A 13,612-nucleotide genomic window follows, 5' to 3' on the forward strand; every position below is an offset into this window, starting at 1 on the left:
GGGACTATCGCATGAACGATTTGATGAAGATTCTCGGCCAGACCGGCCAGGCCGCCACGTTCGACCAGATCCGCATCCAGATCGCCTCGCCGGAGCAGATCCGCTCCTGGTCGTATGGCGAGATCAAGAAGCCCGAGACCATCAACTACCGGACCTTCAAGCCGGAGCGCGACGGCCTGTTCTGCGCCCGCATCTTCGGGCCGATCAAGGATTACGAGTGCCTTTGCGGCAAGTACAAGCGGATGAAATTCCGCGGCATCATCTGCGAGAAATGCGGCGTCGAGGTCACGCTGGCCAAGGTGCGCCGCGAGCGGATGGGGCATATCGAGCTGGCCTCGCCGGTCGCGCATATCTGGTTCCTGAAGTCGCTGCCGAGCCGCATCGCGACCATGGTCGAGATGACGCTGAAGGATCTGGAGAAGGTTCTCTATTTCGAGAGCTACATCGTTCTCGACCCCTACACGACCGATCTCAAGCGCTACCAGCTTCTCACCGAGGACGAGCTCTACGCCAAGCAGGACGAGTTCGGCGAGGACGGGTTCAAGGCCGGCATCGGCGCCGAGGCGGTGAAGTCGATCCTCGCTGGGGTCGACCTTGAGGCCGAGCGCGCGATCATGCGCGCCGATCTGAAGGAAGCGACCTCCGAGGCGAAGCGCAAGAAGCTGGTCAAGCGGCTCAAGCTGGTCGAGGCCTTCATCGAATCCGGCACCCGTCCGGAATGGATGATCATGGATGTCGTCCCGGTGATCCCGCCGGAACTGCGCCCGCTCGTGCCGCTGGATGGCGGCCGCTTCGCGACGTCGGACCTGAACGATCTCTATCGCCGCGTCATCAACCGCAACAACCGCCTGAAGCGGCTGATCGAGCTGCGCGCGCCGGACATCATCGTGCGCAACGAGAAGCGCATGCTTCAGGAATCGGTGGACGCGCTGTTCGACAACGGCCGTCGCGGTCGTGCCATCACCGGCACCAACAAGCGGCCGCTCAAGTCGCTCTCCGACATGCTGAAGGGCAAGCAGGGCCGCTTCCGCCAGAACCTGCTCGGCAAGCGCGTCGACTATTCCGGCCGTTCGGTGATCGTGGTCGGGCCTGAGCTGAAGCTGCACCAGTGCGGCCTGCCGAAGAAGATGGCGCTGGAGCTGTTCAAGCCCTTCATCTACGCCAAGCTGGAGAAATACGGTCTCGCCACCACGATCAAGGCGGCGAAGCGGATGGTCGAGAAGGAACGCCCCGAGGTTTGGGACATTCTCGAGGAGGTGATCCGCGAGCATCCGGTGCTCCTCAACCGCGCGCCGACGCTGCATCGCCTCGGCATCCAGGCGTTCGAGCCGATCCTGATCGAGGGCAAGGCGATCCAGCTGCATCCGCTGGTCTGCACCGCCTTCAACGCGGATTTCGACGGCGACCAGATGGCGGTTCACGTGCCGCTCTCGATCGAGGCGCAGCTCGAGGCCCGCGTGCTGATGATGAGCACGAACAACATCCTCAACCCGGCCAACGGCAAGCCGATCATCGTGCCGAGCCAGGATATCGTGCTCGGCCTCTATTACCTCTCGCTCGAAACCCCGGCTTTCACCGCGGTCGAGGACAAGGAAGCGCCGCTGTTCGGCACGATGGGCGAGATCGAGCACGCGCTCGATTCCGGCTATCTCAAGCTGCACGACAAGATCCGCGCCCGTGTCGTCCGCACCCATCAGGATGGCACGCGCACGACCGAAGTGGTTCCGACCACGGCGGGCCGCATGATGATCGGCCAGCTTCTGCCCAAGCATCACGACGTGCCCTTCGCCCTGGTCAACCAGCTGCTGACCAAGAAGAAGGTGTCGGACGTGATCGATGCCGTCTACCGCCATTGCGGGCAGAAGGAGTCGGTCATTTTCTGCGACCGTCTGATGGGTGTCGGGTTCCGCCAGGCGGCCAAGGCCGGCATCTCCTTCGGCAAGGACGACATGGTCATCCCGGCCGAGAAATACGATCTGCTGGAAAAGACCCAGACCGAGGTCAAGGAATACGAGGCGCAGTATCACGACGGTCTCATCACCGCCGGCGAGCGCTACAACAAGGTGATCGACGCGTGGTCGCGCTGTAATGACGAGGTTGCCGCGGCAATGATGCGCGAGATCTCGCGGCAGGATCCCGGCAAGCCGACCAACTCGGTCTGGATGATGAGCCATTCGGGCGCGCGTGGGTCGCCGACCCAGATGCGCCAGCTCGCGGGCATGCGCGGCCTGATGGCCAAGCCGTCGGGCGAGATCATCGAACAGCCGATCCTCTCGAACTTCAAGGAAGGCCTGACCGTCGCCGAATACTTCAACTCGACCCACGGCGCCCGCAAGGGTCTCGCGGACACCGCGCTGAAGACGGCGAACTCCGGCTACCTCACCCGCCGTCTGGTGGACGTGGCGCAGGATTGCATCATCGTCAGCACCGATTGCGGCACCGAGCGCGGCCTGACCGTTCGGGCGGTGATGGATGGCGGCGAGGTCGTCTCCTCGATTTCGGAGCGGATTCTCGGCCGGACCGCGGCGGAAGACGTCCTCGACCCGACGGACGAGACGGTCATCGTCCGGGCGAACGAGCTGATCGGCGAGGTCGACTCGATGCATATCGAGAAGCTCGGCGTCGAGAGCGTGAAGATCCGCTCGGTCCTGACCTGCGAGGCCAAGGTGGGCGTTTGCGCCAAGTGCTACGGGCGCGACCTCGCCCGCGGCACGCCGGTCAATATCGGCGAGGCCGTCGGCGTGATTGCCGCCCAGTCGATCGGCGAGCCGGGCACGCAGCTGACCATGCGCACCTTCCATATCGGCGGTGCGGCGCAGCGTGGCGCCGAGCAGTCGAGCGTCGAGGCCAGCCATGACGGCACGGTGACGATCCGCAACCGCAACGTGGTGTCGAACTCGGCCGGCGCGCCAATCGTGATGAGCCGCAACTGCGAGATCGCGCTGAATGACGCGTCCGGTCGCGAGCGTGCCCGCTTCCGTGTGCCCTATGGCGCAAGGCTGCTGGTCGACGAGGACCAGACGGTGGCGCGCGGCCAGAAGCTCGCGGAGTGGGATCCGTATACCCTGCCGATCATCACCGAGCGCGCGGGTAACGTGGAATACGCCGATCTGCTCGAGGGCGTCACGCTGGTCGAACGGGTTGACGAGGTGACGGGCCTGACCTCGAAGGTCGTGGTGGACTACAAGCAGTCGGCGAAGGGGGCGGATCTGCGCCCGCGCCTCATCCTGAAGGATGAACGCGGCGAGGTGCTGCGCCTGGCGAACGGTGCGGAAGCCCGCTACTTCCTCAGCCCCGACTCGATCCTGTCGGTGGAAAACGGTGCGACCGTGCATGCCGGCGACGTTCTCGCCCGCATTCCGCGCGAGGGCAGCAAGACGCGCGACATCACCGGCGGTCTGCCGCGCGTCGCCGAACTGTTCGAGGCCCGCCGTCCGAAGGACCACGCGATCATCGCGGAAACCGACGGTCGCGTGGAATTCGGCAAGGATTACAAGGCGAAGCGCCGCGTCATCGTGAAGAATGACGAGACGGGCGAGGAGACCGAGTATCTGGTGCCGAAGGGCAAGCACGTCTCGGTGCAGGAAGGCGACTACGTGCATCGCGGCGATCCGCTGGTCGACGGGCCGCGCGTTCCGCACGATATCCTGCGGGTCATGGGCGTCGAGGCGCTGTCCGAATATCTCATCAACGAGATCCAGGACGTCTACCGGTTGCAGGGCGTGAAGATCAACGACAAGCACATCGAGGTGGTCGTTCGCCAGATGCTGCAGAAGATCGAGATCACCGAGCCCGGCGATACGACGTACCTGATCGGCGAGCTGGTGGACCGGATCGAGTTCGAGGAAGAGAACGAGCGGCGTCTCCACGCCGGTGAGCGGCCGGCCGGTGGCCTGCCGGTGCTGCAGGGTATCACCAAGGCCAGCCTGCAGACGCTCAGCTTCATCTCCGCGGCGTCGTTCCAGGAGACCACGCGCGTTCTCACCGAGGCGGCGACGGCCGGCAAGACCGACCAGCTGCTGGGCCTCAAGGAGAACGTCATCGTCGGCCGCCTCATTCCTGCCGGCACCGGCAGCGTGATGAGCCGCCTGCGTTCGATCGCGGCTGGCCGCGACCGCTCGACCCTGGCCTCCACCCGCACGGCACTGCCGGCGGCGGACTAGAGCATCATCCGATCAGATGGAAACATCTGATCGGATAAAGGTGCTGGGCTCCAGGTCGATATATCGCCTACCCCTGAAATTCGCGCGTGGATTTCAGGGGTCGGCGGACCTTCCCCCGACCCTGTTTTCAGGGTTCGGAGGCATGGGGCAGGTGGGTCCCGTTGCACGGAGCGATATGGCAAGACGAGCGCCTTCCAGTCCCAAGGGGTTGGAGGGCGTTTTCCTTTGTTCCGGCTTGAGTGCCGATGGGTCTCGGTCCGAACGGCGGCGTATCGGCCTGTTGCATGAGGCCGGTGGCTGGTGGCGGGCGCCAATCTTCATTCCTACATGCGCGATGCCTTCGAGAGAGGGGGCGGATGGATTCGGGTGTCGGCACGGGACCGGAACCCTGTGTGCGGCGCATGGCCACGTGCCGCATGTCGCGGGACCGGCCGAAAATACCCTCGCGGCGCTTGACTTGCCGGTGATCCCCTCTTAAGGATGGCGACCTCAGCGAGGCCCGGGTTCGCCCGGTCGCGTGGCTCATTTACTCTCACGCTTGCGGCGCCGCTACCCCGCGAATTGGGTGGCTTAGGTCGCAGGTCTGGGTTTCCGCAGACGGGGATTACCTCGGCCTGCGGCATTGTTATGAGCGCGCGGCAAAGCGTAACCGGCAAGAAGGATCAGGATCGAGCATGCCGACTATCAACCAGTTGATCGCCAAGGGGCGCGAAGTTCGGGCCAAGCGTAACAAGGTGCCCGCGTTGCAGGGTTGCCCGCAGAAGCGTGGCGTCTGCACCCGCGTCTACACCACGACCCCGAAGAAGCCGAACTCGGCGCTCCGCAAGGTTGCCAAGGTGCGCCTGACGAACGGCTACGAGGTTGTGAGCTATATTCCTGGTGAAGGGCATAACCTGCAGGAGCACTCGGTTGTGTTGATCCGCGGCGGCCGCGTGAAGGACCTTCCGGGCGTGCGCTATCACATTCTGCGCGGCGTGCTGGATACGCAGGGCATTGCCAAGCGTCGTCAGCGCCGTTCGCTCTATGGCGCCAAGCGGCCGAAGTAAGGAGAGTTTCCGTGAGCAGACGCCATTCCGCCGTCAAGCGCGAAGTTTTGCCGGATCCCAAGTTCGGCGATGTCGTGATCAGCCGTTTCATGAACGTGCTTATGTATGACGGCAAGAAATCGGTTGCCGAATCCATCGTCTACGGCGCGCTTGACAGCCTGAAGAAGCGCGGCGGCCAGAATGCCGATCCGGTGCGCCTCTTCCATGAGGCACTCGACAACGTGAAGCCGGCTATCGAGGTCCGTTCGCGCCGCGTCGGCGGTGCGACGTATCAGGTCCCCGTCGAGGTTCGTACCGAACGCCGGCAGGCTCTCGCGATCCGCTGGATCATCGAGTCGGCCCGCAAGCGCGGCGAGCATACGATGGAAGACCGTCTCTCCAACGAGCTGCTCGATGCGGTGAACAATCGCGGAGCGGCCGTGAAGAAGCGTGAGGACACGCATCGCATGGCTGAGGCGAACAAGGCGTTCAGCCACTACCGCTGGTAACCAACCGTCATACTCCACCCCATCACGCCAGCACGGCGCTGAAGCAGATACGTTACGGAGATACCCATGGCCAAGGCTAAATTCGAGCGCACGAAGCCACACTGCAATATCGGCACGATCGGTCACGTCGACCACGGCAAGACCTCGCTCACCGCGGCGATCACCAAGGTGCTGGCCGAGTCCGGTGGCGCGACCTTCCGCGCGTATGACAGCATCGACGCGGCGCCCGAAGAGCGCGCTCGTGGCATCACGATCGCGACCGCTCACGTCGAATACGAGACCGCGAACCGTCACTACGCGCATGTCGACTGCCCGGGTCATGCCGACTATGTGAAGAACATGATCACCGGCGCGGCACAGATGGACGGCGCGATCCTGGTGGTTTCGGCCGCCGATGGCCCAATGCCGCAGACCCGCGAGCACATCCTGCTCGCCCGTCAGGTCGGCGTGCCGGCGCTCGTCGTGTTCCTCAACAAGATGGACATGGCCGATCCCGATCTCGTCGAGCTGGTTGAGATGGAAGTCCGCGACCTGCTGAGCAAGTACGAGTTCCCGGGCGACGATATCCCCATCATCAAGGGTTCGGCGCTGTGCGCTCTCGAGGACAGCAACGCTGAACTCGGCCGCGATGCGATCCTGAAGCTGATGGAAGCGGTGGACAGCTACATCCCGCAGCCGGAGCGCCCGAAGGACAAGCCGTTCCTGATGCCGGTCGAAGACGTGTTCTCGATCTCTGGCCGTGGCACCGTGGTGACCGGCCGTGTCGAGCGCGGCATCATCAAGGTTGGTGACGAAGTCGAGATCGTTGGTCTGAAGGCCACCGTGAAGACGACCGTGACCGGCGTCGAAATGTTCCGCAAGCTGCTCGACCAGGGCGAGGCCGGCGACAATATCGGCGCGCTGCTGCGTGGCACCAAGCGTGAAGATGTCGAGCGTGGCCAGGTTCTCGCCGCGCCGGGCTCGATCACCCCGCACACCAACTTCTCCGGTTCGGTCTACATCCTGAACAAGGAAGAAGGTGGCCGTCACACGCCGTTCTTCACCAACTACCGTCCGCAGTTCTACTTCCGCACCACCGACGTGACCGGTGTGGTGAGCCTGCCGGAAGGTGTCGAGATGGTGATGCCGGGCGACAACGTGACCGTTGCCGTCGAGCTCATCGCGCCGATCGCGATGGATGAAGGCCTCCGCTTCGCGATCCGCGAAGGTGGCCGGACGGTTGGTTCGGGCGTCGTCGCGAGCATCACGAAGTAACCGCTTGCCTGGTTGAGTTGGTCGGCCGCCATCCGGTCTGAACCGGGTGGCGGCCGCCAGATTTGTTTCGGACTAGCGCGCGGCCCGAATGGGCGGACCGGGCGTTCCGTGTAAAGATTGCAGGTTTCGACGATGGACAGTCAGAATATTCGCATTCGCCTGAAGGCGTACGATCACCGGGTGCTGGATAACAGCACCAGGGAGATTGTGAACACGGCGAAGCGCACGGGCGCCCAGGTGCGCGGACCGATTCCGCTGCCGACGCATATCGAGCGGTTCACCGTGAACCGTTCGCCGCATGTCGACAAGAAGAGCCGCGAGCAGTTCGAAATCCGGACCCATCGCCGCCTGCTCGACATTGTCGAACCGACCGCGCAGACCGTGGACGCGCTGATGAAGCTCGACCTCGCGGCCGGTGTCGACGTCGAGATCAAGATCTGAGCAGAGAATGAGTGTGATGCGCACCGGTATTATTGCAAAGAAGCTGGGGATGACCCGGCTGTTCAGGGAAGACGGCACGCATGTGCCGGTGACCGTGCTGCACATGGATGATGTGCGCGTGGTCTCTGCCCGCACCCAGGAGCGTGATGGCTACGCAGCCGTCCAGCTCGGCTTCGGTCACGCGAAGACAAAGAACGTGACCAAGCCGATGAAGGGTCATTACGCGGCAGCCAAGGTCGAGCCGGCGATGAAACTCGTCGAGTTCCGGGTTGCCGATGATGCGGTTCTGGAAGCGGGCCAGGTTCTTTCGGCGGCGCATTTCACCGTTGGGCAGAAGGTCGACGTTGCTGGCATCAGCAAGGGCAAGGGGTTCGCCGGCGCGATGAAGCGCTGGAACTTCAGCGGCCTTGAAGCCACGCACGGCGTCTCGATCAGCCACCGTTCGCACGGTTCGACGGGTAACCGTCAGGATCCGGGCAAGACCTTCAAGAACAAGAAGATGGCCGGGCATCTCGGCGTCGAGCGCATCACCACTCTCAACCTGGAAGTGGCCGCGATCGACGAGGCGCGCAACCTGATCATGATCAAGGGTGCCGTTCCGGGGTCCAAGGACGGATACGTCCTGGTGCGCGATGCAGTGAAGAAGGCCCGTCCCGCCGACGCGGCCTATCCTGCGGCACTGAAGGCCTGAGGAGTCCGACATGCAGATCGATATTTCCACCCTCGATGCCGGTAACGCCGGCAAGGCTGAACTGCCCGAGGAATATTTTGGTGCAACGCCGCGTGCCGACATCATGGCGCGTGTTGTTCACTGGCAGCTCGCGAAGCGCCGCGCCGGCACCCACAAGGTGAAGGGCATGGGCGAGGTGAGCGGCACGACCAAGAAGCCGTATCGCCAGAAGGGCACCGGCAATGCTCGCCAGGGCTCGCTGCGTGCGCCGCAGTTCCGCACCGGCGGCGCAGTGCATGGCCCGGTTGTCCGCGATCACGGGTATTCGCTGAACAAGAAAGTTCGCCGTCTGGGGCTGATCTCGGCGCTGTCGCAGAAGCTGGCCGAGGGCAAGCTTGTCGTGCTCGACACGGTGTCCGGTGTCTCGAAGACGAGCGAGCTGAATGTCAAGCTGAAGAAGCTTGGCTGGGGCCGCACGCTGGTTGTCGATGCCGTCGTTGACGCCGACTTTGCGCGTGCAAGCCGCAACCTGATCGGGATCGACGTGCTGCCGGTTGTTGGCGCCAATGTCTATGACATTCTTCAGCACGATACGCTGGCCATCACGGCTGCCGGGCTCGAGGGGCTGAAGGCGCGTCTCGACGGCGTGAAGTCGGGCGCCGCCAACGAGGAGATTGCGGCATGAGCGAGACTGTTGAAAACAAGTCCGGTGCGAAGAAGCCTGTGCTGTCGCGCGAGGCGATGTTCGACATCATCCGTGGTCCGCTGATCACCGAGAAGGCGACGGCGCTGTCGGAAAAGAACCAGGTCGGCTTCAAGGTTTCGCTCGACGCGACCAAGCCCGGCATCAAGGCGGCGGTCGAGACCCTGTTCGGCGTGAAGGTGCTGAACGTGAACACGCTGGTTCAGAAGGGCAAGACTAAGCGGTTCAAGGGCCGCCCGGGTCGCCGTTCGGATTTCAAGAAGGCGTTCGTGACGCTGGCCGAGGGTCAGTCGATCGATTTCACGACGCGGCTGGCGTAAGGCGAGACTGAAACATGGCACTCAAGCATTTTAAACCGGTTACGGCGAGCCTTCGCGGCACCGTGCTGGTTGACCGGTCCGAGCTCTGGAAGGGCAAGCCGGTCAAGGGTCTGACCGAGGGGCTGAGCAGCTCGGGCGGGCGCAACAACCATGGCCGAACCACGGTCCGGTTCCGTGGCGGCGGACACAAGCGCGCCTATCGCGTCGTCGATTTCAAGCGCCGCAAATTCGATATGGCGGCGACGGTCGAGCGTCTTGAATATGATCCGAACCGTTCGGCCTTCCTTGCGCTCGTTAAGTACGAGGATGGCGAGCTCGCCTACATCCTCGCGCCACAGCGCCTCAAGGTTGGCGATCAGGTCGTCTCCGGCGTAAAGGTCGACGTGAAGCCGGGCAACTCGATGCCGCTCGCGGCCATTCCGGTTGGCACGATCATTCACAATATCGAGCTGAAGGCCGGCGCTGGCGGCAAGCTCGCGCGGTCCGCCGGGACGTTCGCTCAGCTCGTCGGCAAGGACCAGGGCTATGCCCAGGTCAAGCTGATGTCCGGCGAATTGCGGTTGATCCGTGGCGAGTGCATGGCGTCGATCGGTGCGGTGTCGAACCCCGATCACTCCAACCAGCAGCTCGGCAAGGCTGGACGCAAGCGCTGGCTGGGTCGTCGTCCTCATAACCGCGGCGTCGCGATGAACCCGGTCGATCACCCGCTGGGTGGTGGCGAGGGTCGCACCTCCGGTGGTCGCAACCCGGTTACCCCGTGGGGCAAGCCGACCAAGGGTGCGAAGACGCGTGCGAACAAGCGGACTGACGGCCTTATCATCCGCCGTCGCAAAGTCGGGAAGGGCTGATCGAGATGACACGTTCCGTCTGGAAAGGCCCGTTCGTCGACGGGTACATGCTGAACAAGGCCGAGGCTTCCCGTGCGTCGGGCCGCAACGAGATCATCAAGATCTGGTCGCGCCGCTCGACCATCTTGCCCCAGTTCGTCGGTCTTACCTTCGGCGTCTACAATGGCCGGAAGTTCCTCCCGGTTCAGGTGTCCGAGAATATGGTCGGGCACAAATTCGGCGAGTTCTCACCGACCCGCACGTTCAACGGCCACGCGGCCGACAAGAAGGCGAAGCGAGGCTGATATGAGCAAACCGAATTATCCGCGCACGCTCGCGGACTCCGAGGCCGAGGCGGTGCTGCGCAATCTGCGCTGCAGCCCGCGCAAGCTCAACGTCGTCGCGGCGTCGATCCGCAACCAGCCGGCTGGCAAGGCCATCGCCGATCTCGCTTTCAGCAAGCGGCGCATCGCGAAGGACGTCAAGAAGCTGCTGGAATCGGCCATCGCCAATGCCGAGAACAATCATCAGCTGGATGTCGATCGTCTGGTCGTCACGACTGCGGATGTCGGTCGTTCGATCGTGATGCGGCGGTTCCACGCTCGCGGCCGCGGCCGTGCGGCGCGCGTGGAGAAGTGGTTCAGCCATCTGCGCATTGTCGTGGCCGAGCGTGACATCGAGACTAAGGCCGACCGCCGCGCCCGGCGCGCGACGGCCAAGCCGGCGGCGAGTGCCAGCCCGGCGGCGAATGAAGGGGTGCCTGCGTAATGGGTCACAAAGTCAATCCGATCGGGCTGCGGCTCGGCATCAATCGCACCTGGGACAGCCGCTGGTTTGCCGGCGCGGATTACGCGTCGCTCCTGCATGATGACCTGAAGCTGCGCGAGCATCTGCTCACCCGGCTCGCCGGTGCTGGCGTGTCGAAGGTGCTGATCGAGCGCCCGGCCAAGAAGCCGCGCGTGACGATCTATGCCGCGCGTCCTGGCGTTGTCATCGGCAAGAAGGGCCAGGATATCGACGTGCTCAAGAAAGAGCTGTCGGTGATGGCCCGCGCCGATGTCTCGCTGAACATCGTTGAAATCCGCAAGCCGGAAATCGATGCGACGCTCGTTGCGCAGAACATCGCGCAGCAGCTGGAGCGCCGCGTGGCGTTCCGCCGTGCGATGAAACGGTCTGTTCAGTCCGCGATGCGCCTCGGCGCGCAGGGTATTCGGATCAACTGCGGCGGCCGTCTCGGCGGGGCCGAGATCGCGCGGATGGAATGGTATCGTGAGGGCCGCGTTCCGCTGCACACGCTCCGGGCCGACATCGATTTCGGTGTTGCCACGGCGAAGACCACCTATGGCACGTGTGGCGTGAAGGTGTGGATCTTCAAGGGCGAGATCATGGCGCACGATCCGTTGGCGCAGGACCGGCGCATCGCCGAACAGGCGCCGCAGCGCTGAGCCGGAGCAGATAACATGTTGTCACCAAAGCGTACGAAATTCCGCAAGGCGCACAAGGGTCGCATCCACGGCACCGCCAAGGGAAACACGCAGCTCAATTTCGGCCAGTTCGGCCTGAAGGCGCTCGAGCCGGAACGGATCACTGCGCGGCAGATCGAGTCGGCCCGTCGTGCCATCACGCGTCAGATGAAGCGTGCCGGCCGCGTGTGGATCCGTATTTTCCCGGATCTGCCAGTCTCGACCAAGCCGGCCGAAGTCCGCATGGGCTCCGGCAAGGGTAGCCCGGAATTCTGGGTTGCCCGCGTGCAGCCGGGCCGGATCATGTTCGAGATCGACGGTGTGGCCGAAGGCATCGCGCGGGAGGCCTTGAAGCTCGGGGCTGCGAAGCTGCCGATCAAGACCAAGATCGTCACCCGTATCGGGGAGGCCTGAGATGACCAAGGCAAGTGATATTCGCGCGAAGACGTCTGACGAGCTGGGCGATATCCTGCTCGAGCTGAAGCGCGAGCAGTTGAATTTGCGGTTCCAGCGGGCCACCGGCCAGCAGGAAAACACCAGCCAGATCCGCAAGGCGCGTCGCGACGTGGCACGTGTGAAGACGATTCAGGCCGAGCGCGCCCGCGCCGCGGCCAAGGCTTGAGGGGTTTAGAGTTATGCCGAAGCGCGTCCTGACCGGGCGGGTTGTGAGTGACAAGATGGACAAGACCGTTACGGTTCTTGTCGAGCGTCGCGTCATGCATCCGCTGTACAAGAAATTCATCCGCCGCTCGAAGAAATACGCGGCGCATGACGAAGGCAACGTCTGCGAAATGGGCGACCTGGTGCGGATCGAGGAATGCCCCCCGATCAGCAAGCGCAAGGCCTGGCTCGTGACCGCGCGCAACGGCGAGCCGGTCGGCGCTACCGTCGAAGCCCAGGGAGCGTGAGATGATCATTGTCGAATCCAATCTCGACGTTGCCGACAATTCCGGTGCGCGCCGCGTGCAGTGCATCAAGGTGCTGGGCGGTTCGAAGCGTCGCACGGCGTCGGTCGGCGATGTCATCGTCGTGTCGATCAAGGATGCGATTCCCCGCGGCAAGGTGAAGAAGGGCGACGTGCACCAGGCCGTCGTCGTTCGCACCGCTTATCCGGTGCGCCGTGCGGATGGCAGCGTGATCCGGTTCGACCGCAATGCGGCCGTGCTGATCAATAAGCAGATGGAGCCGATCGGCACCCGCATCTTTGGGCCGGTCACCCGCGAACTGCGCGCACGCAAGTTCATGAAGATCATCAGCCTGGCGCCGGAGGTGCTGTAATATGGCCGCACGTATCCGTAAGGGCGACCGCGTTGTCGTCATCTCTGGCGCAAGCAAGGGTCGCGAGGGCGAAGTCCTTCGCGTTCTGCCCGCCGAGAACAAGGCTGTCGTCTCTGGTGTGGCCGTGGCGAAGCGGCACACCAAGGCTCGCGGGATGGGTGAGCAGGGCGGCATCATCCAGAAGGAGATGCCGGTCCATCTGTCGAATATTGCACTGATCGATCCGGAGACGAAGAAGCCGACCCGCGTGGGCTTCCGGATTCTCGAGGACGGTCGCAAGGTCCGGGTCGCGCGCAAAAGCGATTCCGTGATCGATGGTTGAGGATAGAGCGATGAGCGAGGCCATTGCCAAGACCCGGCTCCAGCTGCACTACGAGTCGGTTGTGCGCGCTGCTCTGCAGAAGGAGTTCGGCTATACGAACCCGATGCAGGTGCCGAAGCTTGAGAAGATCGTGATCAACATGGGCGTTGGCGAAGCCGCCGCGGACCAGAAGAAGCTCGACGCGGCCGTTGCCGAGCTCACCCTCATCGCCGGCCAGAAGCCGGTGAAGACGGTGGCGAAGAAGGCTATCGCCGGCTTCAAGATCCGCAAGGGTCTGCCGATCGGTTGCAAGGTGACGCTCCGCCGGGCGCGGATGTATGAATTTCTCGACCGTCTGGTGACCATCGCACTCCCCCGCGTCCGCGATTTCCGCGGCATCTCGGGCAAGGGTTTCGATGGGCGCGGGAACTTCGCCATGGGTCTCAAGGAACAGATCATGTTCCCCGAGATCGAGTATGACAAGGTTGACGAGATGCGCGGCATGGACATCGTGTTCGTGACCTCCGCGCAGACCGATGCCGAGGCGAAGGCGCTTCTCAAGGGGTTTGAAATTCCGTTCGTGAACTGAACGGCATTTTGAGCGCGTAAACGGATTTATTGGAAAACCGCCGGGACGTGCCGGCAGGTTCCGGAGGAT

The 13,612-nt window shown here is 63.5% G+C and carries 18 protein-coding genes; all 18 read left to right on the forward strand.

The features are described from left to right. Positions 1–11 precede the first annotated feature (11 nt). The 18 genes from rpoC to rplE all read left to right on the forward strand — a co-directional run bounded on the left by rpoC (position 12) and on the right by rplE (position 13,543). Positions 12–4,163 (forward strand): DNA-directed RNA polymerase subunit beta', encoded by a 4,152-nt coding sequence (gene rpoC / locus B7Z76_RS00185; RefSeq protein ID WP_174503163.1) that lies wholly within the window; start codon positions 12–14, stop codon positions 4,161–4,163. A 674-nt stretch (positions 4,164–4,837) separates the two neighbouring features. After that, complete coding sequence (gene rpsL, locus B7Z76_RS00190; protein WP_007424169.1) at positions 4,838–5,209, forward strand: 30S ribosomal protein S12; 372 nt, start codon at positions 4,838–4,840, stop codon at positions 5,207–5,209. An 11-nt stretch (positions 5,210–5,220) separates the two neighbouring features. Then, positions 5,221–5,697 carry a 30S ribosomal protein S7 gene (gene rpsG / locus B7Z76_RS00195; protein ID WP_174503162.1) on the forward strand — a complete coding sequence of 159 codons (477 nt, stop codon included), beginning with the start codon at positions 5,221–5,223 and terminating at the stop codon, positions 5,695–5,697. Positions 5,698–5,763: 66 nt separating this feature from the next. Further along, entirely contained in the window at positions 5,764–6,951 is a 1,188-nt protein-coding gene (gene tuf, locus B7Z76_RS00200) for an elongation factor Tu (RefSeq protein ID WP_174503161.1), read from the forward strand. A 132-nt stretch (positions 6,952–7,083) separates the two neighbouring features. Beyond that, a complete protein-coding gene (gene rpsJ, locus B7Z76_RS00205) occupies positions 7,084–7,392 on the forward strand; it encodes a 30S ribosomal protein S10 (RefSeq protein WP_174504814.1) in 309 nt (102 codons plus the stop codon). Between the two features lie 16 nt (positions 7,393–7,408). Beyond that, a complete protein-coding gene (rplC, locus tag B7Z76_RS00210) occupies positions 7,409–8,083 on the forward strand; it encodes a 50S ribosomal protein L3 (protein WP_174504813.1) in 675 nt (224 codons plus the stop codon). Between the two features lie 10 nt (positions 8,084–8,093). Beyond that, on the forward strand, positions 8,094–8,747 hold the full coding sequence (rplD, locus tag B7Z76_RS00215) for a 50S ribosomal protein L4 (RefSeq protein ID WP_174503160.1): 654 nt from the start codon (positions 8,094–8,096) through the stop codon (positions 8,745–8,747). A gap of 41 nt (positions 8,748–8,788) precedes the next feature. Next, on the forward strand, positions 8,789–9,085 hold the full coding sequence (locus B7Z76_RS00220) for a 50S ribosomal protein L23 (protein ID WP_174504812.1): 297 nt from the start codon (positions 8,789–8,791) through the stop codon (positions 9,083–9,085). Positions 9,086–9,099: 14 nt separating this feature from the next. Next, positions 9,100–9,933, forward strand: a complete 834-nt coding sequence (rplB, locus tag B7Z76_RS00225) for a 50S ribosomal protein L2 (RefSeq protein ID WP_291341634.1) — start codon at positions 9,100–9,102, stop codon at positions 9,931–9,933. Positions 9,934–9,938: 5 nt separating this feature from the next. Further along, a complete protein-coding gene (gene rpsS / locus B7Z76_RS00230) occupies positions 9,939–10,217 on the forward strand; it encodes a 30S ribosomal protein S19 (RefSeq protein WP_174503158.1) in 279 nt (92 codons plus the stop codon). Position 10,218: 1 nt separating this feature from the next. Then, positions 10,219–10,680, forward strand: a complete 462-nt coding sequence (rplV, locus tag B7Z76_RS00235) for a 50S ribosomal protein L22 (protein ID WP_174503157.1) — start codon at positions 10,219–10,221, stop codon at positions 10,678–10,680. Then, complete coding sequence (gene rpsC, locus B7Z76_RS00240) at positions 10,680–11,357, forward strand: 30S ribosomal protein S3 (RefSeq protein WP_174503156.1); 678 nt, start codon at positions 10,680–10,682, stop codon at positions 11,355–11,357. The genes rplV and rpsC overlap by 1 nt, the downstream gene beginning before the upstream one ends. Positions 11,358–11,372: 15 nt before the next feature. After that, positions 11,373–11,789, forward strand: a complete 417-nt coding sequence (rplP, locus tag B7Z76_RS00245) for a 50S ribosomal protein L16 (protein WP_174503155.1) — start codon at positions 11,373–11,375, stop codon at positions 11,787–11,789. A gap of 1 nt (position 11,790) precedes the next feature. Next, positions 11,791–11,997 (forward strand): 50S ribosomal protein L29, encoded by a 207-nt coding sequence (gene rpmC / locus B7Z76_RS00250; protein WP_174503154.1) that lies wholly within the window; start codon positions 11,791–11,793, stop codon positions 11,995–11,997. A gap of 13 nt (positions 11,998–12,010) precedes the next feature. After that, positions 12,011–12,283 carry a 30S ribosomal protein S17 gene (gene rpsQ / locus B7Z76_RS00255; protein WP_174503153.1) on the forward strand — a complete coding sequence of 91 codons (273 nt, stop codon included), beginning with the start codon at positions 12,011–12,013 and terminating at the stop codon, positions 12,281–12,283. Between the two features lies 1 nt (position 12,284). Further along, positions 12,285–12,653: a 50S ribosomal protein L14 gene (gene rplN, locus B7Z76_RS00260; protein ID WP_007424183.1), complete on the forward strand. Its 369-nt coding sequence runs from the start codon at positions 12,285–12,287 to the stop codon at positions 12,651–12,653. A gap of 1 nt (position 12,654) precedes the next feature. After that, complete coding sequence (gene rplX / locus B7Z76_RS00265) at positions 12,655–12,975, forward strand: 50S ribosomal protein L24 (RefSeq protein WP_174503152.1); 321 nt, start codon at positions 12,655–12,657, stop codon at positions 12,973–12,975. Positions 12,976–12,985: 10 nt separating this feature from the next. After that, positions 12,986–13,543, forward strand: coding sequence for a 50S ribosomal protein L5 (gene rplE / locus B7Z76_RS00270; protein ID WP_174503151.1), 558 nt, complete (start codon positions 12,986–12,988; stop codon positions 13,541–13,543). Positions 13,544–13,612 lie beyond the last annotated feature (69 nt).

The sequence above is a fragment of the Acidiphilium sp. 20-67-58 genome, from assembly GCF_002255515.1.
Taxonomy (GTDB): Bacteria; Pseudomonadota; Alphaproteobacteria; order Acetobacterales; family Acetobacteraceae; genus Acidiphilium.

Bases quoted from the DNA above. Each gene is read 5' to 3' on its own strand.
- rplV (WP_174503157.1), top strand. From the start codon at position 10,219: ATGAGCAAACCGAATTATCCGCGCACGCTCGCGGACTCCGAGGCCGAG.
- rpoC (WP_174503163.1), top strand. From the start codon at position 12: ATGAACGATTTGATGAAGATTCTCGGCCAGACCGGCCAGGCCGCCACG.
- rplN (WP_007424183.1), top strand. From the start codon at position 12,285: ATGATCATTGTCGAATCCAATCTCGACGTTGCCGACAATTCCGGTGCG.
- rpsC (WP_174503156.1), top strand. From the start codon at position 10,680: ATGGGTCACAAAGTCAATCCGATCGGGCTGCGGCTCGGCATCAATCGC.
- rpsJ (WP_174504814.1), top strand. From the start codon at position 7,084: ATGGACAGTCAGAATATTCGCATTCGCCTGAAGGCGTACGATCACCGG.
- rplE (WP_174503151.1), top strand. From the start codon at position 12,986: ATGAGCGAGGCCATTGCCAAGACCCGGCTCCAGCTGCACTACGAGTCG.
- rpsL (WP_007424169.1), top strand. From the start codon at position 4,838: ATGCCGACTATCAACCAGTTGATCGCCAAGGGGCGCGAAGTTCGGGCC.
- rplD (WP_174503160.1), top strand. From the start codon at position 8,094: ATGCAGATCGATATTTCCACCCTCGATGCCGGTAACGCCGGCAAGGCT.
- rpsS (WP_174503158.1), top strand. From the start codon at position 9,939: ATGACACGTTCCGTCTGGAAAGGCCCGTTCGTCGACGGGTACATGCTG.
- rplX (WP_174503152.1), top strand. From the start codon at position 12,655: ATGGCCGCACGTATCCGTAAGGGCGACCGCGTTGTCGTCATCTCTGGC.
- rplB (WP_291341634.1), top strand. From the start codon at position 9,100: ATGGCACTCAAGCATTTTAAACCGGTTACGGCGAGCCTTCGCGGCACC.
- tuf (WP_174503161.1), top strand. From the start codon at position 5,764: ATGGCCAAGGCTAAATTCGAGCGCACGAAGCCACACTGCAATATCGGC.
- rpmC (WP_174503154.1), top strand. From the start codon at position 11,791: ATGACCAAGGCAAGTGATATTCGCGCGAAGACGTCTGACGAGCTGGGC.
- rplC (WP_174504813.1), top strand. From the start codon at position 7,409: ATGCGCACCGGTATTATTGCAAAGAAGCTGGGGATGACCCGGCTGTTC.
- rplP (WP_174503155.1), top strand. From the start codon at position 11,373: ATGTTGTCACCAAAGCGTACGAAATTCCGCAAGGCGCACAAGGGTCGC.
- rpsQ (WP_174503153.1), top strand. From the start codon at position 12,011: ATGCCGAAGCGCGTCCTGACCGGGCGGGTTGTGAGTGACAAGATGGAC.